The organism is Halopenitus persicus (assembly GCF_002355635.1).
Classification (GTDB): domain Archaea; phylum Halobacteriota; class Halobacteria; order Halobacteriales; family Haloferacaceae; genus Halopenitus; species Halopenitus persicus_A.
On the sequence record NZ_AP017558.1, the window covers coordinates 675,148 to 697,388 of the forward strand.

At 66.8% G+C, this 22,241-nt stretch carries 22 protein-coding genes; 12 read left to right on the forward strand and 10 right to left on the reverse strand.

The window, feature by feature from the left end; genetic code table 11:
* The first annotated feature begins 43 nt into the window (after window positions 1–43).
* From CPZ00_RS03315 to CPZ00_RS03335, 5 genes are all read left to right on the forward strand, one after another.
* Window positions 44–640 carry a hypothetical protein gene (locus tag CPZ00_RS03315; RefSeq protein ID WP_096389618.1) on the forward strand — a complete coding sequence of 199 codons (597 nt, stop codon included), beginning with the start codon at window positions 44–46 and terminating at the stop codon, window positions 638–640.
* Entirely contained in the window at window positions 637–2,298 is a 1,662-nt protein-coding gene (locus CPZ00_RS03320) for a GMC family oxidoreductase (protein WP_096389619.1), read from the forward strand. Before CPZ00_RS03315 ends, CPZ00_RS03320 begins: the two co-directional genes overlap by 4 nt.
* Window positions 2,299–2,644: 346 nt before the next feature.
* On the forward strand, window positions 2,645–3,298 hold the full coding sequence (locus CPZ00_RS03325; RefSeq protein WP_233255159.1) for a dolichyl-phosphate hexose transferase: 654 nt from the start codon (window positions 2,645–2,647) through the stop codon (window positions 3,296–3,298).
* A gap of 152 nt (window positions 3,299–3,450) precedes the next feature.
* Complete coding sequence (gene fer / locus CPZ00_RS03330; RefSeq protein ID WP_096391578.1) at window positions 3,451–3,840, forward strand: ferredoxin Fer; 390 nt, start codon at window positions 3,451–3,453, stop codon at window positions 3,838–3,840.
* A gap of 214 nt (window positions 3,841–4,054) precedes the next feature.
* Window positions 4,055–4,267 (forward strand): hypothetical protein, encoded by a 213-nt coding sequence (locus CPZ00_RS03335; RefSeq protein ID WP_096389621.1) that lies wholly within the window; start codon window positions 4,055–4,057, stop codon window positions 4,265–4,267.
* 18 nt (window positions 4,268–4,285) lie between these two features.
* On the opposite strand, the gene CPZ00_RS03340 is transcribed toward CPZ00_RS03335, so the two are convergent.
* Window positions 4,286–4,537 (reverse strand): hypothetical protein, encoded by a 252-nt coding sequence (locus CPZ00_RS03340; protein ID WP_096389622.1) that lies wholly within the window; start codon window positions 4,535–4,537, stop codon window positions 4,286–4,288.
* Window positions 4,538–4,615: 78 nt separating this feature from the next.
* On the reverse strand, window positions 4,616–6,181 hold the full coding sequence (locus CPZ00_RS03345) for a sensor histidine kinase (protein ID WP_157744166.1): 1,566 nt from the start codon (window positions 6,179–6,181) through the stop codon (window positions 4,616–4,618).
* 254 nt (window positions 6,182–6,435) lie between these two features.
* On the opposite strand from CPZ00_RS03345, the gene CPZ00_RS03350 reads away from it, so the two are divergent.
* Window positions 6,436–9,327 (forward strand): heavy metal translocating P-type ATPase, encoded by a 2,892-nt coding sequence (locus tag CPZ00_RS03350; protein WP_096389624.1) that lies wholly within the window; start codon window positions 6,436–6,438, stop codon window positions 9,325–9,327.
* Between the two features lie 39 nt (window positions 9,328–9,366).
* Here CPZ00_RS03350 and CPZ00_RS03355 read toward each other — a convergent pair whose 3' ends face one another.
* Window positions 9,367–9,795 (reverse strand): universal stress protein, encoded by a 429-nt coding sequence (locus CPZ00_RS03355; protein WP_096389625.1) that lies wholly within the window; start codon window positions 9,793–9,795, stop codon window positions 9,367–9,369.
* Window positions 9,796–10,045: 250 nt separating this feature from the next.
* A complete protein-coding gene (locus tag CPZ00_RS03360) occupies window positions 10,046–10,366 on the reverse strand; it encodes an antibiotic biosynthesis monooxygenase family protein (RefSeq protein ID WP_096389626.1) in 321 nt (106 codons plus the stop codon).
* A gap of 43 nt (window positions 10,367–10,409) precedes the next feature.
* Between CPZ00_RS03360 and CPZ00_RS03365 the strand changes: the two genes are divergently transcribed.
* The 3 genes from CPZ00_RS03365 (at window position 10,410) to CPZ00_RS03375 (ending at window position 12,753) form a co-directional block, all read left to right on the forward strand.
* Window positions 10,410–10,826, forward strand: coding sequence for a transcriptional regulator FilR1 domain-containing protein (locus tag CPZ00_RS03365; RefSeq protein ID WP_096389627.1), 417 nt, complete (start codon window positions 10,410–10,412; stop codon window positions 10,824–10,826).
* A 243-nt stretch (window positions 10,827–11,069) separates the two neighbouring features.
* A complete protein-coding gene (locus CPZ00_RS03370) occupies window positions 11,070–11,654 on the forward strand; it encodes an OsmC family peroxiredoxin (RefSeq protein WP_233255129.1) in 585 nt (194 codons plus the stop codon).
* 13 nt (window positions 11,655–11,667) lie between these two features.
* A complete protein-coding gene (locus CPZ00_RS03375; protein WP_096389629.1) occupies window positions 11,668–12,753 on the forward strand; it encodes a class I SAM-dependent methyltransferase in 1,086 nt (361 codons plus the stop codon).
* A 47-nt stretch (window positions 12,754–12,800) separates the two neighbouring features.
* Here the strand turns inward: CPZ00_RS03375 and CPZ00_RS03380 are convergent, their stop codons facing one another.
* The 5 genes from CPZ00_RS03380 to CPZ00_RS15270 all read right to left on the reverse strand — a co-directional run bounded on the left by CPZ00_RS03380 (window position 12,801) and on the right by CPZ00_RS15270 (window position 17,472).
* A complete protein-coding gene (locus CPZ00_RS03380) occupies window positions 12,801–13,895 on the reverse strand; it encodes an MFS transporter (RefSeq protein WP_096389630.1) in 1,095 nt (364 codons plus the stop codon).
* A gap of 277 nt (window positions 13,896–14,172) precedes the next feature.
* Complete coding sequence (locus CPZ00_RS03385; protein ID WP_096389631.1) at window positions 14,173–14,865, reverse strand: hypothetical protein; 693 nt, start codon at window positions 14,863–14,865, stop codon at window positions 14,173–14,175.
* A 176-nt stretch (window positions 14,866–15,041) separates the two neighbouring features.
* Window positions 15,042–16,766, reverse strand: a complete 1,725-nt coding sequence (locus CPZ00_RS03390) for a cytochrome c oxidase subunit I (RefSeq protein ID WP_096389632.1) — start codon at window positions 16,764–16,766, stop codon at window positions 15,042–15,044.
* Window position 16,767: 1 nt separating this feature from the next.
* Entirely contained in the window at window positions 16,768–17,310 is a 543-nt protein-coding gene (locus CPZ00_RS03395) for a cupredoxin domain-containing protein (protein WP_096389633.1), read from the reverse strand.
* Window positions 17,311–17,316: 6 nt separating this feature from the next.
* A complete protein-coding gene (locus CPZ00_RS15270) occupies window positions 17,317–17,472 on the reverse strand; it encodes a hypothetical protein (RefSeq protein WP_157744168.1) in 156 nt (51 codons plus the stop codon).
* 416 nt (window positions 17,473–17,888) lie between these two features.
* Here CPZ00_RS15270 and CPZ00_RS03405 point away from each other — a divergent pair, with 416 nt between their 5' ends.
* A complete protein-coding gene (locus CPZ00_RS03405; protein ID WP_096389635.1) occupies window positions 17,889–18,488 on the forward strand; it encodes a DUF5789 family protein in 600 nt (199 codons plus the stop codon).
* Window positions 18,489–18,703: 215 nt separating this feature from the next.
* Window positions 18,704–19,126: a hypothetical protein gene (locus CPZ00_RS03410; protein WP_096389636.1), complete on the forward strand. Its 423-nt coding sequence runs from the start codon at window positions 18,704–18,706 to the stop codon at window positions 19,124–19,126.
* Between the two features lie 193 nt (window positions 19,127–19,319).
* Here CPZ00_RS03410 and cyoE read toward each other — a convergent pair whose 3' ends face one another.
* A complete protein-coding gene (gene cyoE / locus CPZ00_RS03415) occupies window positions 19,320–20,741 on the reverse strand; it encodes a heme o synthase (RefSeq protein ID WP_096389637.1) in 1,422 nt (473 codons plus the stop codon).
* Between the two features lie 187 nt (window positions 20,742–20,928).
* Here cyoE and CPZ00_RS03420 point away from each other — a divergent pair, with 187 nt between their 5' ends.
* Window positions 20,929–22,227, forward strand: a complete 1,299-nt coding sequence (locus tag CPZ00_RS03420; RefSeq protein ID WP_096391579.1) for an MFS transporter — start codon at window positions 20,929–20,931, stop codon at window positions 22,225–22,227.
* Window positions 22,228–22,241 lie beyond the last annotated feature (14 nt).

A 22,241-nucleotide genomic window follows, 5' to 3' on the forward strand; every position in this document is an offset into this window, starting at 1 on the left:
GTCGTTCCAACGAGTATAAGGATTAGGTTTGCCTAATCCACCTATGGAGCTGACGAGACGCGACGCGGTCGCGGCCCTCGCAGCGATGGGGACCGGCGGGGCCGCAGTCGCGGGCATCGCCCACGTTCGCGGCGACGACGGCCGTGACGGCGACGATCGTGACGGCGGGCTCGACACGGACGCGCCTGACGGAGCGGGCGAGGACGCCGACTCGCTCCTCGCGGACCCCGCGATCGTCGAGTCGTTCGTGGCGGTGGCCGAGCCCGTCTACCCCACCGAGCTGACCGGCCTCGAGGAGTTCGTCGGAACGGTCATCGAAGGGCGGCTGGGGAACGCGCCGACCGCCGACGGGATCCGCGAAACGATGACGGAGTTCGACGAGCTCGCCGAGGAGTGGTACGGCGGTCGGCTTCCCACGATCCCGGCGGGCGATCGGGACCGCCTGCTGCGGGAGGTCGGCGCGGACGTCGCCGACGAGGTCCCCGACGGAACCCTCGCCGAGCGGGTCCGGTATCACGTCGTGAACGAGCTGCTGTTCGCGCTGTACGCCTCCCCGACCGGCGGGGAGCTCGTCGGCATCGAGAACCCGCAGGGACACCCCGGCGGGACCGAGAGCTATCGCCGGGGGCCGAACCGATGAGCGGAGCCGCCGAGCGGTGGGCCGAAAAGGGAAAGCGGCCGTCAATCACGGCGGTCGACCGGACGCCGGTCCCGGACGCCGACGTCTGCGTGATCGGGGCGGGCCCCGCGGGCGCGATCGTGAGTGATCGGCTCGCCGCGAACGGACACTCGGTCGTGGTTCTCGATGCGGGACCGCGATTCGATCCCGCGGACCGCATCGATCGCCAGGAGCGGGCGATCCGACCGTACTACGGCCGGCCGGACGTCTGGGACGGCGACCCGGAGCGTGACGCCTACGCGAGCAGCGGCGACCGCGGCTATCCGCTCAACCACGCCCGCGTGAAGGGCGTCGGCGGATCGACGCTCCACTGGCAGGGGATGGTGATGCGGCTCCACGAGGACGACTTCAACGCGGCCAGCGAGCGCGGCGTCGGCGTCGACTGGCCGATCGACTACGCCGACCTCCGCCCGTACTACGCGGCGGCCGAACGGGAACTCGGCGTCTCGGGCGCCAGCGACAACCCGTACGCTCCGCCGCGGGAGGAGCCGCATCCGATGCCCGCCTTCGAGCCGTCCTACAGCGACAGCCTGTTCGCGGAGGCCTGCAAGGAGCTCGGGATCGACATGCACTCGGTACCGAACGCCCGCAACTCGGAGCACTACGACGCCCAGGACCGCAGCGCCTGCGTCGGCTACGGCACCTGTCAGCCGGTCTGTCCCTCGGGGGCGAAGTACGACGCGACCGTCCATATCGACCGCGCCGAGGAACGCGGCGCGACCGTCATCGACCGGGCGGCGGTCCAGCGGCTCGAGCACGGGCCGGACGGCGAGCGGGTTCGGGCCGCCGAGTACGTCACTCCCGACGGGGAGACGCACCGCCAGGAGGCGGACGCCGTCGTGGTCGCTTGCGGCGGCGTCGAGACGCCGCGACTGCTGTTGCTCTCGGAATCGGACCGGTATCCGGACGGGCTCGCCAACTCGAGCGGGCTGGTCGGACGGTACTTCATGGACCACCTGTTCGCGGGCACCGGCGGGCTCCTCGAGGAACCGACCAGACAGAACCACGTGGGCTTTCTGACCAGCGAGTCGCACCAGTTTTACGACGAAGCCGACGCCGAAACCGCGCCGTTCAAGCTTGAGTTCTTCAACTACGCGGGCCCCTCGCCGGTCGAGCTGGCGCTGTCCGGGGAGTCGTGGGGCGACGACCTGCTCGGCGAGCTGCGCGACGCCTACGGCAATAACATCGCGATGGGGGCGCTCGTCGGCCAACTCCCCACCGAGGAGAGCTACGTCGGGCTGGACCGCGACCGAACCGACGTCCACGGGAATCCCGTGCCTGACGTCCACTGGTCGATCGACGACCGTGCGCTCGAGACGATCGACCGGGTGAACGCGATCCAGAAGTCGATCCTCGAGGAGCTCGGCGCCGAGATCACTTGGCAGGTCGACGCCGAGAGCACCGGGCCGGCCTACCACCATATGGGAACGACGCGGATGGGCCAGGATCCGGCCGAGAGCGTGGTCGACCCCGACCTGCGGACCCACGACCTGGAGAACTGCTGGATCGTCGGCAGCAGCGTCTTCCCGACCGGCGGCGCGATGAACCCGACGCTGACGATCGCCGCGCTCGCGCTCCGGGCCGCCGATGCCATCGATTCGGCGCTCGGCGATCCATAATCGGCGGAGTTCGACGACTCGTGGTCGGTGGATTCGTGGTCGGTGGATTGGGCGGACTCGGCGGCGTTGCGGGTCCAGCGGTCGCCGCCGCCTTGTTTTAGGCGAACCTAAAAGATTAAATCCCCCCGGGACTGATGGGGAGGTAATGAGTCAGTCAGTCGAGCCCCGGAGCGGGGCCGAGCCAGCTGATATCGACGGTAACGAGGACCCCGCCGATCGGGACGGCCCGATGGCAGAACACGCGGACGCCACCGGACCGAACGCCCCAGCGCCCGGAGAAAGCGTCGACGCTGACGTGGACGCCGGTGGGGACGACCAGTTCACGTTCGACGACTTGAGCGTGGTGATGGGCACGTACAACGAGGAGGCGGCCATCGGAACGGTGCTCGAGGACATCGAGCGGGTCACGAACGGGCGCGCGGAGGTCGTCTGCGTGGACGGTTCCTCGGACCGGACGCCCGAGATCGCCCGCGAGCACGGCGCGACCGTGATCGAGCAGGAACCGCAGGGCTACGGCGTCGCCGTTCGCGAGGCGATCCTGGCGCCCGACCGGCCGGTCGTCGTGACCACCGACTGCGACGACACCTATCCGATGGAGCGGCTGCCGGCGTTCCTCGAGGCCATCAACGACGGGGCCGACGTGGTCAGCGGCGACCGGCTCTATCACGGCGCCGAGACGATGCCGGCGTTCAACCGGTTCGGGAACCACGCCTTCGCGGCGATCGCGAGCCTCCTGATGGGGACGCGCGTTCACGACACGACCACCGGAATGCGAGCCTATCGCCGCGAGGTCGTCGACTCCATCGACTGGACCGAGAACACCGGGCTCTCCGCGGAGCTGCTGATCCGGCCGCTGGTGCGCGGTTACGACGTCCGCGAGCTGCCGATCGCCTACGGCGAGCGCGCGGGCGAGACGAAGCTCGACCCGATCGAGGGTGGCGCGGCGATCGCGAAGTCGATCGTCACCGTCTGTCTGGAGGAACGCCTTCGGCAGCTCTAGCCCGCCGACGAGTCGTCCCGACGCGACCGCGAATCCGTCGCGATCGGAACCCCGAACACGTTCACGCGACCGGGGATCGAACAGCGGTCGCCACGTCGATCGGTCCGGTCGAACAGCAAAGCCTAATGAGGTGGGTGTCAAACCAGCAGGTGATGCCCACAGTAGAATACCTTAACTACGAAGTGCTTGACGACCACGACTGGTCGATGGACGACGACGACCTCTTCGAGAAGGCCGCCGACGCCGGCCTCGACGCCGAGGATTACGGCACCCTCGACGTGAACCAGGGCGAGTATATCCTCGAGGCCGCCGAGGCCCAGGGATACGACTGGCCCTTCTCCTGCCGCGCCGGCGCCTGCGCGAACTGCGCGTCCATCGTCAAGCAGGGCGAGATCGACATGGACATGCAGCAGATCCTCTCGGACGAGGAAGTCGAGGAGAAGAACGTCCGCCTGACCTGCATCGGTAGCCCGGCCGCCGACGAGGTCAAGATCGTCTACAACGCGAAGCACCTCGACTACCTGCAGAACCGCGTCATTTAAACCGGAATCCGGGTTCGCCGATCCGCTTTTTCGCGTCTCCAGGGCCCGTAGTCGCGGACTCCCGACCGAACTCGCTTCTCCGCCGCGTTGACATAGTGCTCGGAAACCGATCACCGCCGTATCGGCGAACGACGTCGTATATATCACTCACGGCCGATCCGGATCCGCGGGAAAGTTCATAATATATAAAACATAATAATCAAACGGACGGGTGATGTCGGGAACGACGATCGAGACGATCGACACGCTCCTCGAGAGCGTCGAGGAGTCGGTGGAGGATCCGGATGTCGGGTTCAAACTCCGAACCGCACGCCAGCTACTGCTCCTGATCGACGAACGGGAGGAAGCCGGACAGGAAGCGCTTCACGAGGCCGACCTCGAGTCGGAGACGCGCAAGCGGCTGCAGGAACTGGGATATATCGACTAGATCGGCAGTCCCCGGAACTCAGCCGTGCCGCGAGAAGTGGTACACGACTCCCCAGACGAACGAGAGTCCGACCATCACGACCACCGATCCCGCGAACTGGTCGGTAAGCGGGACGGCGATCCCGGTTGACTCGCGGATCAGAGTCATCGCCAGCACGCCGGCCTCGCCGAGCGGGGGCGCGACGCTCCAGAGATACTTCGAGAGCATCGTCCCGACGAGCAGGGTGACGAACGCCGCGATCGCGTGTGATCCGCCGGTTTTCGCGGGCATACGTGATCGATTCCGGAGATCGGTCTTAACCGTTCGGACGTGTATTTGAAGCAACACTTTTGAGGACGCCCACGAGGATCACTCGAGGACGAACTCGAAGCGCGCGCCGCCGTCGTCGGCCTCGCCGCAGCGAACGTCCCAGCCGTGGGCCTCGGCGATCGTTTCGACGATCGCGAGCCCGTAACCGGTGCCGTCGGGGTCGGTCGAGTGGCCGGCCTCGAAGATCGCCTCCCGCTCGGCCGCGGGAACGCCCGGACCGTCGTCAGCGACCGCAAAGCCGGTTTCGGTCGCCTCGATCCGGACGGTCGCGTCGGGGCCGGCGTGTTCGACCGCGTTGCGAAAGAGGTTCTCGAAGGCCCGCTGGAGGCGGTCGGGGTCGGCCTCGACCGTCAGGTCGGCATCGACGACCAGCTCCGCGTCGGGCGTCTCGACGAACGCCCATGCGTCCCGGGCGACGGCCTCGAGGGTGACCGCGTCGACCTCGCGGATGCGCTCGTCCTCCCGCGCGAGCTCGAGGACGTCCTCGATGAGTCGGTCCATCCGGGCGAGCGCCTCCTCGATCCGGTCGAAGTACTCGTCCGCGCCCGTTTCCCTGGCGATCTCCAGATAGCCCGTCGCGACGTTCAGCGGGTTTCGGAGGTCGTGGGAGACGGTTCCGGCGAACGCCTCGAGCTGGTCGCTCCGGCGTTCGAGCTCCTCGCGGTGGCGCCGGATCGTCTCCTCGCGGGCCGCCCGGTCGAGGGCCGCGGTCGTGGTCGATGCCAGGATGCGGGCGGTCGTGACGTCGACGTCGTCGAAGGCGTGCCGTCGCGTTGCCGCGACGTTGAAGACGCCGTGGTCGCCGAGCGGGACGAGGATCTCGCTGCGGACCGGCGTCTCGTCCGGGTCGTAGATCCGCGGGTAGTCGTCGATATCGTCGATCACCCGTGCGGTCCCGCTCTCGAAGACCTCCCAGGAGATGCTCGACCCCGACTCCGCGGAGTAGACGGCGTCCTCTCCGAACAGGCCCGTCGAGGCTTCGGTGAGCGCGGTCGGAACCAGGGCCGCCCGGGCCCCGTCGTGGAGCCAGATCCCGGCGTGGGACATCCCGAACTCCGTGGCCACGGTTTCGACGACGCGATCACAGACCGCCTCGCGGGTGTGGACCGTCAACAGCTCCTCGGTCACGCGATGGATCGTCTCGATCCGTCTCGACCGACGGACGCGCTGGGCGTCGTAGATCCCGATGAGCGTTCCGCCGAGCGCGCCGCCGGCGGCCACGGTCGCGAGCACGTACCGGGTCTCGCGGGCGGATTCGACGACGATGCCCTGGTCGAACACGACGAGACTCGCGACCGCGCCCATCGTCGCCGCGCCGCCGTACGCCCACCACCAGACGCGGCCGGATCGGACGCGGGGCGTCGCGGTCCGGAGGCCCAGCGCGGCGACAACGACCGCCAGCGACACCACGAGCGGAATGCCGCTCACGAGCAGGACGTTCGAGGTGAACGCCTCGTAGCTAACGACGCGTTCGAGGTGCACGCCGGCCAGCGCTATGCCCAAGGCCGCAAGCAGCAGCGTCCCGAGGAGGTCCTCGCCACCTCCGATCCGGACTCGATCGGGCCAGCGTCTCGAAGCGGTAACGCGTGGCCATCGTCGATCCATACCGATCCCGTAGTGTATGATCCGAGACCGGTATAGTTCTGGTGGCGGTCGACGGCTCGCGGAACCGAAGACGACGCACCGCCGGGAGAACGGGACGTCCCCCGGCGCCGGCGCCAGCTCGACGGCGACGCGTTCCGCGACCCGACCGAGCATCCGCCCGCGATCGCGGGCCGGTCGACCCGGGGTCGGATCGGAGAGCATCCCGAACACGTTCGTGGACAGCGACTCCCGGTCGGCCCGACAACCGATCGACGATGAGCGACTGTCGGCTCTGTGGCCTCCCGACCCCGGACCAGCCAGTCACGGCGAGCGACGTCGACGGCGCGTTCTGCTGTCGGGGCTGTCTGGAGGTGGCCCGACGGATCGACGACCTGGACGACGCCGATCGCGGCGAGGCCGCGCCCGATACGGCGTCAGGAAGCGTCGCAGCCGGCAACGTCGCAGCCGGCAACGTCGCAGCCGGCAGCAACACGGAACCGTCGGCGGATGGTGCGGAATCCGCGGGCCTCGCGGCAGCTTACCTGTCGGTCGAGGGAATGCACTGTACGACCTGCGAGGCGTTCCTCGGCCTGCGCGGCGACGACGTGGACGGCGTCCGGACGGTGCAGGCGAACTACGGCACCGAGACCGCCCGCGTGGTCCACGACCCCGACGAGATCGACCGCGAAGCCCTCCCGAAGGCCCTCTCGGGGTACGGCTACACGCTCCGGTTTATGCAGGGGGATCGGACGGGCGGGGATGGGACGGGACCGGCCGGTGAAAGCGCGGTTGGACCGGGCGACGAAAGCGCAGCGGGGCCGGCGGGCAGTGGGAGTGCTCCCGGAGTCACGGCCGGCCGGTCGACCGACCCGACGCTCGAGCGCCTCGCGATCGGCGGCTTCCTCGCGATGCTCGTGATGCCGTGGTACGTCCTCTCCCTGTATCCCAGCTATCTCGGGATCGAGACGAACGTGTTGGCGATCGACACGACCACGCCAGTGGGGCGATACCTGCCGCTGGCGTTCATCGCGCTGGTGACGACGGTACTGGTGGCCACCACCGGCGCGCCGATCCTTCGAGGGGCGTACGTGAGCCTCCGAGCGAGACGGCCCAACATGGACCTTCTCGTCGCCGTGGCCGCCCTGTCGGCGTACGCCTACAGCACCCTCGCGCTCGCGACCGGGAGCACGCACCTCTATTACGACGTCACGGTGGCGGTCGTGATGGTCGTCTCGCTGGGCCGCTACTACGAGGGCCGGGTTCGATCCCGGGCGACCGACCTGTTGGAGACGGTCACGGCTGCTCGGGTCGAGTCGGCGACGCGAATCACCGACGCCGGCCGAGAGACGGTCCCGATCGGGGCTCTCGAGCCCGGCGACCGGATCCGGGTCGCGCCGGGCGAGCGCGTCCCCGTCGACGGGACCGTGATCGAGGGGATCGCCGACGTCGACGAGTCCGTGATCACCGGCGAGTCGCTGCCGATTCGGGCGGAACCGGGCGAGACGGTGGTCGGCGGCGCGAGGGTGCTCGGCGACGTCGGCCACGGCGATGGGGTGGAGGGCGAAACGGACGATGAAGCCGAGAGCGGCGCCGACAGTGCAGCCGAGAGCGGCGCCGACAGTGCAGCCGAGAGCGGCGCCGACAGTGCAGTCGAGGGAGACGCCGGCAGTGCAGCCGAGGGCGGCGCGATCGAGGTCCGGGTCGGCGAGGACGCCGAGAGCACGGCCGACCGCCTGGCCGCCGCGCTGTGGGAGGTCCAGACGACCACGCCGGGGATCCAGCGGTTCGTCGACGCGCTCGCGACCGTCTTCGTGCCGGTGGTGTTGACGCTCGGGCTGGCGGTCGCCGCGTGGCAGCTCGTGGCTGGCGAGACGGTCGCCGCGGCGATGCTCGCCGGATTGACCGTGCTCGTCGTCTCCTGTCCGTGCGCGATGGGACTGGCCACTCCGCTCGCGGTCTCCGGCGGGCTGCGGGACGCCATCGCGCGCGGCGTCGTCGTCACTGACGGCTCCGTCTTCGAGTCCGCCCGGGAGGCCGAGACGATCGTCTTCGACAAGACCGGCACCCTCACTGCCGGGGAAATGCGAGTGAGCGCGGTCCACGGCGACGACCGGACGCTCGCCCGCGCCGCCGCGGTCGAGCGCCGCGCCGACCATCCGGTCGCCGACGCGATCCACGAGGCGGCCGCAGCCAGGCCCGACGGCGGCGAGGGGGGCGGTGTGGTCAAGGGAACGGCTCCCGGCGATCCGGCCATCTCGACGGACTCGACCGCATCGGGAGGCGACGGTCCCTCCGTCGAATCGTTCACCCACCATCCGGGGATGGGCGTCTCGGGAACGCTCGTCGACGACGACCGTGACGACCGTGGCGATCGGACCGAGCCGCCGGAACCGGAATCGGGATCGAGATCGGTAGCATCCGACGCGGCCGGCGATCGCGTGGTCGTCGGGACGCCCGACCTCGTCGAGCGCGAGTGTGGGCCGCTGCCGGCCGAGCTCGCCGAGCGCGTCGCCGCCGCCACGGACGACGGCGCGCTGCCGATCGCGGTCGGCTGGGACGGCGCGGCCCGCGGCGTGATCGTCGTGGCGGACCGCGATCGGGCGGGCTGGACGGCAACGCTGGAGGCGGTCGCCGACCGCGAAGTGGTGATTCTCACCGGCGACGACGGACCCCGCGCCCACCGGTTCCGGAGCCACCCGGCGGTCGACGAGGTCTTCGCCGGCGTCCCGCCGGACGGAAAGCTCGAGGCGGTTCGGGGATTCACGGCGACCGGCACGACGGTGATGGTGGGCGACGGAACCAACGACGCGCCGGCGCTGGCGGCGGCGGACCTGGGGATCGCGATGGGCGACGGGACGGCCCGCGCCGTCGAGGCCGCGGACGTGGTGATCACCGGCGAGGACCTCCGGACGGTCGAGACCGTCTTCGAGCTCGCGGCCGGGACGCGGCGGCGCATTCGCGAGAACGTGGCCTGGGCGCTCTGTTATAACGCGGTAGCCATCCCGCTGGCGGTCTCGGGGGCGCTCAACCCGTTCTTCGCCGCCCTGGCGATGGCCGCCAGCAGCGCCATCGTGGTGACGAACTCGACGCGTCCGGTGCTCGAGGACGATCCGGTGCTCGAGGACGATCCGGTTCTCGACGACGACTCGGAGTTCGAAGCGTCCTGATCGGCGCTCGGAACGCGCCAGGGTCCGGGCGGCGGTGACTTATTCCTCGATTCGAACGGTCAACACCGGCACCGGGGACTGCTTGACGACGCGCTGGGAGACGCTGCCGACGATGTTCCGCTCGTAGTTGTCGCCGCTGGTTCCCATCACGACGAGATCGATCCCGGCCTCCTCGACGTACTCGATGATCGCCGGCGAGGGGTCCCCGACGTCGACCGCCGAGGTCGTCGGGATCCCTCGGTCGGCCGCGGCGTCCACGGCGGCGTCGACCGCGGCACGCGCCTGCGCCTCGAGGTCGCTCCGGACCTCGTCGATGCGGTCGTCGTCGAGGGTCAGAAAGGAGCGGTCGTCGACGACGGACAGCACGTGCAGCGTCGCGTCCCGGGTTTCGGCCATGTCGAGGGCGTACTCGAGCACCGCGTCCGTCCGCTCGGTGCCGTCGGTCGGGAACAGGATGTGATCGAACATCAACGGGCGAATCGAGGCTCGTCGGCTATTTAAGTTCGCCGTGCTCGGCCGGGCGGAACGCGGCGGTCGGTTGACGCTGGTCGTCACCGATGGCCGCATCGAACACGTGTGCTACCCGATCTTCCCTCGGGTGAGCACGCGGCTGACGGTCCCGAATGGGTGAGGGAAAATCCCCGGTGGATGGAACGACACGTCGTGTGCCGCCAGCCATCCCGTTCCATCGTCCGAGCTTTCGTACCGTCTCGGTATGTTAGACGGGCGGGTCCGCGTCGTCACCGAACCCGCTCCCGTACGACTCGACGACTTCCGTAACGATGACTTCGTATGCATCGTACCACTCCGTCCACCGCCGTTTCGCACGTTCGTGGTCGGAGTCCGCCCCGAACGTCTCAAGCGCATCCAGCGACTCCCAGTAGTACACGACGAGAACCTCCTCGCTCTCCGGCGCATACCACGTCCGCTTGCCCAGATATCCCTCCGTCTCCTCGGCAGCAGCCTGTATCGCGTCGTTCAACTCGTGGAACTCCGCGTCATACTCCCCCGGATCGAGGCGGAACGTAACCAGATACATCAGTGCCGGAACTCACGCTTTCGCGGCCAAAATATCCGTTTCCGTGAACCGATTCAAGTCGCTTCTCAGGCAGGCGAACGAGGTCCGCTATCTTCGGCCGGAGGTTGCCTTGATGGAGCCCTGCTTCGACGTGCTCCTCTCGTTGGTTGACGCCAGTGTCGACGTAACGTTGGTCGACCGGCCGAGTTGTCACGCATACTTCATCACGACGTATCCCGAGCGCAGTTTAGAGCTGGAGAAACGGGACAATTTCACGGTTCTTGAGCATGACGAACTCCCCCAATGCGGAATCGGCCTGCTGGAAACCCGAGTTACCATCAGCTGTTACGGGCAGGACAGTGGGTCAGTCCAAGCAGTGATCGACACCGACGTTCCGGCCATCCGCGAGTGGGCAGAATCGATGTATGCGTCCTTCGAGATCGATGCGCGACCGGTCAACCGCGAAGCCTATCTCGAGTGACGTTCCCAGTCGCGTGAGTACGGTATCCATCCGGTTGCTCAGTGTCTCCTCGTCTACGTCGCAGGACGGGCTGGTTTGCCATCGATTTCTCGGCAGCGTTCAATGAGCACCTGTTGCCGCGTGTGCAGTCGCTGAAAGAATGGCAGGGTCTGCCGAAACGGCACGAAATAGCTACATCGTCTCAGGGGTCGTTGTGTCGCTTGTCGGAGGGACAACGAAACAATGACTGACGACCGGCAAACCATGCACGGGATCGACCTCGAAACGCTCGAAGGATTCGCCGAACACGCAGCCGAGAACCCCGAAGCCGTCCAGTTTGGCCTCGAAGCGTCCGCGACCTACGAGGGGACGGCGGCTCACAGCCTGGCAAAGATCGATAGCTACGACCTCGGCGGCGAGACCATCGCTCGCGAGACGCGTGAATACACCGTTCCGTACGGCGCCTGGAAGGAGGTGCTGGATGCTGGTGGGTGGGTCGGCGCGACCGATCGACTCGAACCCATCGAAGCAGCACTGTCCGCGCTCGCCGCCTACATCAATGTCGGCATCTCGATCAACGCCGCCGCGAACGGCGTCGACATCGACCGTCTTCGGACGCGCGTCAGGACGGATTTCGATCCAGCGGTTCTCTTTAGTCTCGCTGAGCTCAAGGAGGCCGACTCGGTGTACGGGAATCTGACCGTGGAGGTCGACATCGATGGGGAGGACATCGACGACGACCTGATCGATGAGTGGGCGCGACGAGCGCCCGTCTACACGCTGCTATCACTCGCTCAAGACATCCAGCTAAGCATCAAAACCCCCGCCGAAGCGACGGAAGACGACTGATCGGTGAACGACAATGAATGAATCAGTAGACATAGACGGACCCGAACCGATAAACGAGGAGAAACTAAGCGAACTCGTAGAGACGTCCCTCGTCGATCTCGGTGCGACGGTTCACGCCGCACTGGCCGTCATCGGTGACGAGCTCGGACTGTACGAGACGCTTGATGACGAGGGGCCGCTCACGTCATCCGAACTCGCTGAAAAAACCGAAACCGTCGAGCGGTACGTTCGTGAGTGGTTGCGCTCGCAGGCCGCGGGCGGGTACGTGACCTACGACGCTGAGACTGACCGATACTACCTCACCCCGGAGCAGGCGCACATCTTGGCCAACGAGGAGAGCCCCGTGTTTATGCCCGGTGCGTTCCAGCTGGTCGGGTCAGTGGCAAAGATCGGTCCCGAACTCCAGGAGGCTTTCCGAACGGGCGAAGGCATCGGCTGGCACGAACATGACGAGGACGTGTTCCACGGGACGGAACGTTTCTTCGGGCCGTCCTACGGGGCGTTCCTGCTCGACTGGATCGGCGCGCTCGATGGCGTCGACGCCAGGCTGAAATCGGGGGGCCGGATCGTCGACGTGGGATGTGGTCACGGTGCGCCGACGATCCGCATAGCCGAAGCGTACCCCAACTCGACGGTCGTCGGCATCGACTACCATAAGGAATCGATCGAGGTAGCACGCGAGCGGGCGGAAACAGCGGGTGTGGCCGACCGCGTTCGCTTCGAAGTGGCGACCGCGAGGGAGTACACCGGCTCCGACTACGACCTCGTGACGATGTTCAACTGCTACCACGACATGGGCGATCCAGTCGGGGTGGCCGCTCACGTTCGAGAGACGCTCAGTGAGAACGGTGCGTGGATGATCGTCGAACCGTATGCCGATGACCGGGTCGAAAACAATCTTACCCCATTTGGTCGCCTTGGATACGCCATTTCGACGCTTGCCTGTACGCCAAATTCGCTCAGTCAAGACGTCGGGTACGGGCTCGGCGCGCAGGCGTGCGAGGACCGAACGCGAGAGGTCGTCACCGGAGGCGGGTTCACGCGTTTCCGCCGGGCGGCCGAGACGCCGACCAGTCTGGTCTTCGAAGCAAAACTCTGATTTCTTGTCTGAGCGATTTTTCCGTTCGACGCTCGCCGGTCGCCTAATCAGTTCTCCTCCGGCATCCAAACCGTGAGAGCGATGACGACTGCCATAATTACGGCTAAGACGACGTATCCCTCGTCGAAGTATCCGTGATCGCCGACCACTCCGAAGAGAACTGGACCGCCGGCAGCGAGCGATGCCGTGAGCGTTCGGATCACGCCGAGTCCCGCTCCTTGCCGCTCGTCGGAGAACGAATCCGCGAGGAACGACTGTGTAACCGCTCCGGTTCCAAGCATCGTGCTTATGAGAGCGGTGATGCCACCGAGGAGCCAGACGCCGTTCAGTGCGGGCAGGAGCAGGAAGCCCGCTGCTGCTGGCGTGAGAATGCCGATCAGTGATCGTCGCATACCGATCCGGTCGTAGGCCACACCGGCCACGGGCTTCACGACCACGCCAACGGCGAAAAAGAACCCGAATAGAACGCCCGCCAACTGTGAGGACAGCCCCTTTACAGTGGTGAGGTAGGTCGGATAGAACGCGGTGAACGACTGCCAGATGAACATATAGAGAAACAAGATGACGGTCATGAATCCCATTGCCGGGTTACGAAGCTCCGTCACAACGTGTAGCGTCTCCCGGATCGATCGCGTCTTGGTTGCCCCTTCAGCCGAGACGTCGCTGGAAGACGTTGCAAGGACACTGAGTCCGGCGAGAACGAGGAGTGGCGCGACGAAACCCAGCCCGATCTGCCAAGCGATGACCGCGGCGAAGGCGCCCGCAATCGGCGGAAGAACGGTCTGTCCAATATCCCCCGTTGCCATCGTCACGCCGAGGGCGCTTCCAAGTCGTTCGGAGTAGAGCTCGGAGAGGAGCGTGATTCTGGCGATCGGGTACAGAGAATGGCCGAGCCCCCAGATTGCCGTTGCGAAAAACAAGATAACCGGCGACGAGGACGTGACGACGAGTCCAAGTGCAGCCGCAACGACGACCGTACTCACTGTCATCAGCGCTCGCTCGTCGTACCGGTCCGCAAGGATGCCTCCCGGCAACTGGCCGATGGCAGCAAAGAACCAGAGAACGGTCACTAACAGGCCGGCGATCGTCAGACTCAGATCATAATCAGCCTGGAGGTAGGGGATGATGACGGGATACACCATACGACCCCCGTTTAGCAACCCCCATCCAGTAGCGATTGCAACGAGCGATATCCCTTTTCCGTCGCCCCACAGCGCTGTCACTTCCTTGCGAAAGACGGCAGCAAATTCCATTGGGTGATATAGCAATACTCCGCCCAATGGCCATAGTTGCTAGCTTTAGTCCCTCAATTACCGGTTCCACTCGACTGAACGCCGCAGTACGATGCCCCCACCGTATTGAGCGGCATGTCGAGGGTTTCAACGGATTCCGAATAACACCGCCGTCCCAGTGAAACCCTCAGACGGTGCGCACGAACCGGCGCAGGGTGTCGCCGTTGGCGTCACGGAGCTCGATCTCGAACTGCGCGCCGGACGGGCCGTCCGAGAGAGCATCGCGGGATGCCGAGACCGCGTACGGCGGTTCATCGCTCCGGTCGAGCACCTCCCCGCCGGAGGTGAGCACGACGTGGTCGACGCCCGTGCTCGTCTCGACCTCGCAGCTGACGGCCTCGGCGCCGGTCTCACAGGTCAGCTCCGCGGTCACGTCCCCGCCCGCGTCGGCACCGAAGCCGGACGAGAAGTCGAGCAGCATCACGCCCGGCGCGAGCGTTCCCACGACCGCGACGATCACGAGGAACGTCCCGAAGTTGATCTTCGACCCGTGACGGGCGAAGCGCCGGACGAGAGGGCGCTGAGCGGTCCGCCGTAACCGGATCACGGTCGGGACGACGAGCAGGTGAGTCAACGGCCCCCACGCAAGGAGGACGAAACCGTACGCCATCGCGTACTGCAGAGCGGTCGCATCGGGCCAGTAGGCCAACAGGACGTTGCCGCCCATCCACAGGAAGAACCCGAGGAAGACGAGCGCGCCGCTTTTGAGCCAGCGCCACACCGGCGTGTTGGCGTAGTAGACGCTCAGGAGGTCACGCCATGCCTGGCGAACGATACCGCCGAGCTGCATCGGGAGATGGATGCGTGAGGTGTCGGTCATTCGTTGGGGTCGTGCGGTCGGGGGGTCAGTCCGTCGGTCATTCGTTGGGGTCGTGCGGTCGTGGGGGCATTCATAGGAGCCGCGCGGTCGTTGGATCGTTTATCAGGGGCGTTCGGATAGTGGGCCAGTGGTGAAGATCCCGGCAACCCCGGCGGGGACCGGGCGTCGACCGGCGCCTACGCGCCGATCGCCCACAGCTGCGTCACGAGGTACCAGTTCAGCACGTAGATGGCGATGAAGACGGCGAGGAAGACCAGACACAACGTGAAGGTCCCGCGAAGCTCCACCGCGTGGATCGGCTGCCCGCCGTCGGCGTGGAGCCCGCCCTCGGGCAACAACCCGCCGTCGTCGCCGCCGGGAAGCCGGTCACCGAACAGCAGCGAGCCGACCGACACGAGGATGAACAGCGCGCCGGAGGCGATCGCCACCACCGCGAAGAGCCCGAAGATCATGAATATCGGGATCGCCGCCGCGAAGCTGAACTCGGAGCCGGGGATGTTCCGGACGACCTCGGCGGTCCGCCGCGGGACGCCGTAGAGGATCCCGGCGTACATCATCATCAGCGTGACGATGCTCATCGCGCCGGCGTAGGCGTACGGCACCGCGGCCGCCAGCGTCTCCGAGACGAAGTCGCGACGGAACATCGTCTTGATGACGAAGAAGACGAGCCCCATGAAGGCGAGCGTCGTCCCGAGCACGACGGTCGCGTGGAAGTGGCCGACCGCCGCGAAGGTGTTGTGCCAGGTCATGTTGACCTGCATCTGGCCCATCACGACGCCGGTGATCCCGCCGAGGAAGCCGAAGAGGATGATGCTGAAGACGGTGGCGGCGAAGACGGGGTTCCCCCAGGGTGCCGAGGTGAGCCAGCCGAACAGCCCGCCGCCCTGGCCGCGGCGACGGCGGCCGGCCTCGATCCCGGCCGGGATCGCGAACGCGTGGATCATGCTCGCGAAGGCCGCGCCGTAGAAGGCGTAGGAGGTGTTCCAAATCCGCCAACCGGCGGAGACGCCGGGATCGACGAGCAGGTGGTGGGCCGCCCCGAGGTTGATGAAGAAGAGGTAGAACACGAACGCCGTCCGGGAGATCTTCTCGGAGACGACGACCGCGCCGCCCACGACGTGGGTCAGGAAGTACCACACCGTGATCATCGCGAGCAGGTTGATCTGCTGGCTCCCGTGACCGATGATCCAGTAGAGCTGCCGGTAGATCCCCGGGTCGACGGAGGCGATCAGGTCGATCCGCCAGGCGAACGCGTACGCGAAGGCCGCGATTCCGCCGAGGATCGCCTCGACGGCGATGATGCCGGTGATGAACGCGCCGAAGGCGACCAACGGGAGCGTCCGGCGGGTCCCCCGGGTCTCCAGCCAGATCGTCGCGAAGAACGGCAGCGCCGCGATCGTGGTCCCGAGCAGGAAGACGATGGCGGTTCCGTAGAACCACGGGGAGACCGGCAGCGGAACGTACGCGGTCAACAGCGGGGCCTCGTTGGGCGCCTCGGTGAGCAGGATCGACGCGTTGACGCCGACCGCGCCGAGCGCCATGATCACCCAGCCGGCGGTCGCGAGTCGACGCAGCGGGAGCGTTCGACCGAGCACCATCGGCCCGCCGACGTAGAGGATGGCGATCTCCATGAAGACCATCCAGAAGATGAGCAGGTTCCACGCATGCAGACTCAGGTGCGTGTAGTAGCTGCCCGGATCGAGGAAGCCGATGAACTCCCAGCGCGTCATCGCGACCGTGAAGGCGAAGATCCCGCCGAACGCCAGCGCGATCACCGCGGTCAGCCCGAACAGCTTCACGTGGTTCTCGACCGACCGGTGGACGTCCAGCCCGGTCACCGAGCAGGTCCGGAAGCCGTCCGAATCGTAGTCGTTCCGGAAGAGGGAGGCGATCGCCGACATGCTATCCCTCCACCACCGTGAACCGGCCGTGCATCGTTCGGTGTCCCTGGCCGCAGAACTCGTTACAGACGACGTGGTAGGTGCCGGGCTCGTCGAAGGTCATCGGGATCACCCACTCCGATCCGGGGAAGACCTGGAGGTTGATCTGTTTGTTCAGGTTCTCCTCCGGCCGGACCGAGAAGCCGTGCTGGACGTCGTAGGCGCCGAGGTGGATGTCGTACTCGTGGCCGGCCTCGAGCACGACCGGGAGGCCGTCCCAGTTGAACCGCAGCGCGCCGATGTAGACGTCGTCGCCCGGCGGGACCAGGCCGTCCTCGGTCTCCTCGGCGGCCTCCTTGTACTCGGCCACGCGCTCCTGATACCGATCGGGGTCGACGTCGTAGGTCGTGCCGATCGGGTTCTGGTCGCCGAACTGGGTGAAGCCGGCCATCCAGGCGAAGATGCCGACCGACCACGCGCCGGCCAGCCCGAGCCAAATGCTCTCACGGCGGTTCACCGGGGAGTTCCACCAGTCGTCGTCGGGGTCTTTGAGTGGATCGCTCATCGGGAATCACCTCGCCGGCAGCGACGTGAGGTCGAGCAGCCCCCAGCCGACGTAGGCCACGAGGAAGAAGACGAACGCGGCCAGGGCGAGCAACCAAATGCGGTCGTATAGGCGCTGCATCGCCGGCACGTCGGCGGCGTCGCGGGTCTGATCCTGACTCATAGCTGACTCACGTCTGGAGGATACGGACAGTCACCCCGTGGGGGTTGTCGCGTACATGTTCGACCGACGCTTTCGAAACGTGGGATCCCGGGCGAACGTATTCGTGGACGAGGAGGGTCGAGGGATCAGCCAGCCCGAACCCGGACGCGACACCGATGGCCCAGGCACACGGGCCCCGTTGGTATGGATCGGATCGGTCCACCAAGAAGACTCGAGGTCGAAGCCACCCGTGCAAATCAATCGCGGTCGTCAACTCATCGAGTGAGGTGAGCTCAAACATCGGAGATTCTTCGGGGGTTCAGTGAACCAGTCGACCTGTCGGGCGATGACTATACACTCGGTTTGAATGGCTGGTGTGAGCGTCTGGAAGTAGCATCGACCACAGAAATATCCGGCTGGAGAGCCAATATGGGAGGATGGCAGACGATAAGCGCGGTCGCGACAAGCAAGCACAAGACGCTGAAAGACGCCAGCAAGAGCGCGAGATTGCGACGGAACTGGAGCGCGGGGACGAAAGAGAGCCACCGGTGAATACGGAGGAACTCGCCGATTTTGAGGCGGGACTCGAAGAACTGGCATTCCCGGCGACGGGGGTCGAGGTCGTCGCAGCGATCGGCGATCGTGAGATCGAATCGGTCGGCGGGAGCTACAGTATCGAGGAGCTAATACCGGAGACAGACGAGGTAACGTTTGACTCACCAGCTGCCGTCCGGGTGCAGGTACAGCGGCCGACAGTTGCTGCGGCCATGAAACGGGTTGTGGAAGCCAGCAAGACGCTTCACAACACGGATTTCGGTTGGACACAGCACAAAGCGTACGAGAAGACCTTCCAGGAACTCAAAGCGATCGACGCCGATGACGATGATGAAGGGATCCAAGCCATCAGCGATTGGATCGTCAAGCGAATCCACGACGAAGAAACGCTCCCGACGTCCCGCGAAGTACGCCGAGAAGCGGCAAAATTCTGTCGGACGAACGGATATCAAGTCCGAAACGACGAGTGGCTCGGGATATAGACCGACGATCACGGGCGAGCGTGGCAATGTCTGCCATCAAGCTTCAAGCGTGATCGATACGCGCACACCATCCAGTAACGGGATGTTCTCTTGCGAGCGGCGTCCCATCCCGTTTCCTGTGAAACTGCTACGGGCTTTATTGTGTTACCAGTGAAACCACTGGTATGGCGCTCGATATAGAGGTACCAGAACCACCAGACCTCTCGAACCGAGGAATGCCGCGCGAGTTCGAGTGGCAGGACGAGACGCTCGGGTCAGAGGACTTCTACCGCGAGGACCTCGAAGACCTGCTCCAGGAGGGTGCGTGGATGGAGGGGTTCAATGAGTGGACCGAGTACACGAATCTCGATGAAGAGCAGGTTCGAATCGTCAGTGACCTTGGTTTGTTCCAGGCGTTCGACTTCTATTGGGATCCGACCGAAGACTGCCTTCGCATCGATCCCCCAACGATTCCGGACAACTGGCGGGAGCGAGACGCGACTGAGTCGCTCGATTCGAGTACGGTGTCGCTGATCGACGGTGAGTTGGACGATCTCGGCCGAGCAGTACAGGAGGTATTGGAGGACTACCTCGAACGGAACGACGAAGCGTCCGACTATGGATGGGGTGAGGAAACGTACGGCAAACGCGAGGAGTGATGTACGGAGAGTTCGAGCAAACCACGCCCCCACGAACGTCCCAAAGAAGTGCGCACGAATTCGCAAGTTGCCTCCGTGAGTCGGTAGCCGAACCCCCCCGACGGAGGAATCCTGCGCTGTAGCGCGGGGAGGCTGTCACTGGTTTGTGAGCGTCACGAACATCCCTATAAAGCGACGTCCGCGACGTTCCCCTTCAGAACGCGAGCGTCTCGAGGAGGATCGCCGCGAGGAGCGCCCCGAGATAGGCGTTCGAGGCGTGGAAGCTCCGGTAGGCGGCCGAACGGCCGTCGCTCGCCCGGCGATCGGCGTCGTACTGCCGGACCACGCTCCGGACGAACACCGCCCCGAGCGCCGTGGTCGCGATCGCGTACAGGAGGCCCAGATCGGTGACGGTTCCGAGCAGGGCCGCAGCGACCAGGGTGATCCCGAGCCAGACGAGGATCCGACGCCGCGCGGTCGGGACGCCGGCGACGACCGGCAGCATCGGGTAGTCGGCGCGGGCATAGTCCTCGCGGTGGGCGATCGCGAGGTTGTAGAAGTGCGCCGGGGTCCAACAGCAGACGACGACCGCCAGCAGGACCGCCGGCAGCCCGACGGTGCCGGTCACCGCGGCGTAGCCGATCAGGGCCGGCAGGGCGCCCGACCCGCCGCCGATCACGGTGTTCCAGCGCGTGGTTGGTTTCAACAGGACCGTGTAGACGTACGCGTAGTAGACGACCGCGAGGGCGGTCAGGACCGTCGCGAGGACGTTCACGAACGCGAGGAGGATCGCCATCGCGACGGTCACGAGCGCGATCCCGAACGCGACCGCGCGCCGGACGCCGACCCGGTCGGTGGCGACCGGCCGGTCAGCGGTGCGGCGCATCTTCCGGTCGCGGTCGCGCTCGTGGACGTGGTTGAACGTGCCCGCGGCCCCGATCGCGAGAACGCCCCCGCCGAGGGTCGCGACGACCGTCACGCCGTCGATCGCGGCGCCGGTCGCGGTCGCCAGCCCCATCCCCGCCAGCGCGAGCAGACACAGCAGCCACATCAGCCGCGGCTTCGTCAGCTCGAGATACGCACGCAGGCGATTCCCGAGCGTGGTCGCCGGGGAGACGGATGATGGTGGGTCGGTTACTTCCGCGGTGGTTGGTTTTGCGGCGGTCGCGTCCGGGACGGTCGTTTCAGAGGTGGCCGTTTCAGAGGTGGCCGTTTCCGAGGCCGCCGGGGTGACGGCGTCAGCCAGGGCTTCGTTTCCGGTCGGCGCCTCCGTGGTCGTCTCCAGCCGGTGGATCAGGGTCGCGAGGAGGACCGCGAAGACCGCGATCCCGCCGAGCAGGTGAAGCCGCCCGTCGAAGAGCCTGACGCCGGACAGTCCCGCCAGCCCGATGCCGGCCTGCACGGGGTAGGCGATCACGACGATCGCCGTGCCGATTCGGACGCCGCGTGCCGCCGCAACGCGATGGGCCACGACCGCCGTTGCGACCAGCAGCAGGCCGACGAGGACGGCGGCGGCGTGGTGGGCCGCGGCCAGCGTCGGCCCGGCGTCCGCGGCGGCAGTCGCTCCGAGCGCGACGAGCAGGTAGGTGCCCACGACCGCCCAGGTCAACAGCGTCGTGAGGCGTGGTCGGTCCATACGCCGCGTTCTCGCCCCGCCCCCGCGGACCTTCCCCCGAACGTGTTCGCACCGCGGCGGTTCGGCGGTTTGGCGGCCCGACGGCCCGACGGCCCGGCGGCCCGGCTACGCGCGTCGACGCCGCGTCGATCGCGGTTCGGCGATAGCTTTAGCACGCGGCTGGGTGAGGGATCGGACGATCGACTGGATGAACCGGAACGATCGGGCGCTGACCGGGTTCACGATGCTCGGACACGCGACCTTCCACACCTACGAGCTCGTCATCCCGATCCTCGTCGTCGTCTGGCTGGACGCCTTCTCGACGACGCCGGCGTTCCTCGGGGCGGTCGTCGGCGCGAGCTACGCGGCCACCGGCGTCGGCGCGCTTCCGAGCGGCATCCTCTCGGACCGGGTCAGCGGCAAGCGTCTCGTCGTCGCCTCGATGGCGGGGATGGGCGGCGGGTTCCTGATCGTGAGTGTCGCGCCGAACCTGGCGACGCTGTCGGTCGGCCTGCTCGTCTGGGGCGCCGCCGCCAGCCTCTATCATCCCGCCGGGCTCTCGCTCATCAGCCGCGGCGCGACGGAGCGGGGGACCGCCTTCGCCTATCACGGCGCGGCCGGGAACGTCGGCGTCGCGACCGGACCGCTGCTGGGCGCGATCCTGCTGACGGCGTTCGACTGGCGCACCGTTGCGGCGCTCTTGGTCGTTCCCGTGGCGATCGCGGTCGTGGTCGCGCTCGGACTGGAGTTCGACGAGACGGCCGGACGTGGTGAGGATCCCCGACGCAACGAGGCGGCGGACGGCGACGCGGCGAACGACCCGGAGGCGAGCGACCCGGAGGCGAGCGACCCGAAGGCGGATGAACCGGGAGAGGGCGAACCCGACGGAACCCTTCGGGAGTTCGCGGCCGGCTCCCGGCGCCTGTTCGTCGGGGGGTTCCTCCTCGTGTTCGTCATCGGGGGGCTCTACGGACTCTATTACCGGGGCGTGTTCACGTTCCTCCCGGACGTGCTGGCCGGGGTCGCCGTCTTCGATCCGGTCGTGGTCGGCGGTCGGTCGCTCGAGCCGAGCCAGTACGTGTACTCCGGGCTGCTCCTGCTCGGCGGCGTCGGCCAGTACGTCGGCGGGAGGCTCGTCGACCGGTATCCCGCCGAGCGCGTGCTCGTCGCCAACTTCGGGACCCTCGTGCTCGTCGCCCTCGCGTTCCTGCCGGCGGCGAACGCGGGCGCCGGACCGCTCCTCGTCGTCTCCGGGCTGCTCGGTTTCTTCGTCTTCCTCGAGGGCCCGGTTAACCAGGAAGTCGTCTCGAAACACGTGCCGCGGGACCTGCGCGGGCTCTCGTTCGGCTGGACCTACGTCGCGATCTTCGGCGTCGGCGCCGGCGGCTCGGCGATCGCGGGCGCGATCCTGACGCACCGGTCGCCGGCGGTGCTGTTCGCGGGCCTCGCCGGGGTCGCCGTCCTGGCCGGGCTCGTCGGCGGCATGCTGCTGTGGCGATCGGGGTGACGGAGGAGGCGGTT

Excerpts from the sequence above, each read along its gene's own strand:
- CPZ00_RS03315 (WP_096389618.1), top strand. The coding sequence starts at position 44 with ATGGAGCTGACGAGACGCGACGCGGTCGCGGCCCTCGCAGCGATGGGG.
- CPZ00_RS03320 (WP_096389619.1), top strand. The coding sequence starts at position 637 with ATGAGCGGAGCCGCCGAGCGGTGGGCCGAAAAGGGAAAGCGGCCGTCA.
- CPZ00_RS03325 (WP_233255159.1), top strand. The coding sequence starts at position 2,645 with ATGGGCACGTACAACGAGGAGGCGGCCATCGGAACGGTGCTCGAGGAC.
- fer (WP_096391578.1), top strand. The coding sequence starts at position 3,451 with ATGCCCACAGTAGAATACCTTAACTACGAAGTGCTTGACGACCACGAC.
- CPZ00_RS03335 (WP_096389621.1), top strand. The coding sequence starts at position 4,055 with ATGTCGGGAACGACGATCGAGACGATCGACACGCTCCTCGAGAGCGTC.
- CPZ00_RS03340 (WP_096389622.1), bottom strand. The coding sequence starts at position 4,537 with ATGCCCGCGAAAACCGGCGGATCACACGCGATCGCGGCGTTCGTCACC.
- CPZ00_RS03345 (WP_157744166.1), bottom strand. The coding sequence starts at position 6,181 with ATGGATCGACGATGGCCACGCGTTACCGCTTCGAGACGCTGGCCCGAT.
- CPZ00_RS03350 (WP_096389624.1), top strand. The coding sequence starts at position 6,436 with ATGAGCGACTGTCGGCTCTGTGGCCTCCCGACCCCGGACCAGCCAGTC.
- CPZ00_RS03355 (WP_096389625.1), bottom strand. The coding sequence starts at position 9,795 with ATGTTCGATCACATCCTGTTCCCGACCGACGGCACCGAGCGGACGGAC.
- CPZ00_RS03360 (WP_096389626.1), bottom strand. The coding sequence starts at position 10,366 with ATGTATCTGGTTACGTTCCGCCTCGATCCGGGGGAGTATGACGCGGAG.
- CPZ00_RS03370 (WP_233255129.1), top strand. The coding sequence starts at position 11,070 with ATGCACGGGATCGACCTCGAAACGCTCGAAGGATTCGCCGAACACGCA.
- CPZ00_RS03375 (WP_096389629.1), top strand. The coding sequence starts at position 11,668 with ATGAATGAATCAGTAGACATAGACGGACCCGAACCGATAAACGAGGAG.
- CPZ00_RS03380 (WP_096389630.1), bottom strand. The coding sequence starts at position 13,895 with ATGGTGTATCCCGTCATCATCCCCTACCTCCAGGCTGATTATGATCTG.
- CPZ00_RS03385 (WP_096389631.1), bottom strand. The coding sequence starts at position 14,865 with ATGACCGACACCTCACGCATCCATCTCCCGATGCAGCTCGGCGGTATC.
- CPZ00_RS03390 (WP_096389632.1), bottom strand. The coding sequence starts at position 16,766 with ATGTCGGCGATCGCCTCCCTCTTCCGGAACGACTACGATTCGGACGGC.
- CPZ00_RS03395 (WP_096389633.1), bottom strand. The coding sequence starts at position 17,310 with ATGAGCGATCCACTCAAAGACCCCGACGACGACTGGTGGAACTCCCCG.
- CPZ00_RS15270 (WP_157744168.1), bottom strand. The coding sequence starts at position 17,472 with ATGAGTCAGGATCAGACCCGCGACGCCGCCGACGTGCCGGCGATGCAG.
- CPZ00_RS03405 (WP_096389635.1), top strand. The coding sequence starts at position 17,889 with ATGGCAGACGATAAGCGCGGTCGCGACAAGCAAGCACAAGACGCTGAA.
- CPZ00_RS03410 (WP_096389636.1), top strand. The coding sequence starts at position 18,704 with ATGCCGCGCGAGTTCGAGTGGCAGGACGAGACGCTCGGGTCAGAGGAC.
- cyoE (WP_096389637.1), bottom strand. The coding sequence starts at position 20,741 with ATGGACCGACCACGCCTCACGACGCTGTTGACCTGGGCGGTCGTGGGC.
- CPZ00_RS03420 (WP_096391579.1), top strand. The coding sequence starts at position 20,929 with ATGAACCGGAACGATCGGGCGCTGACCGGGTTCACGATGCTCGGACAC.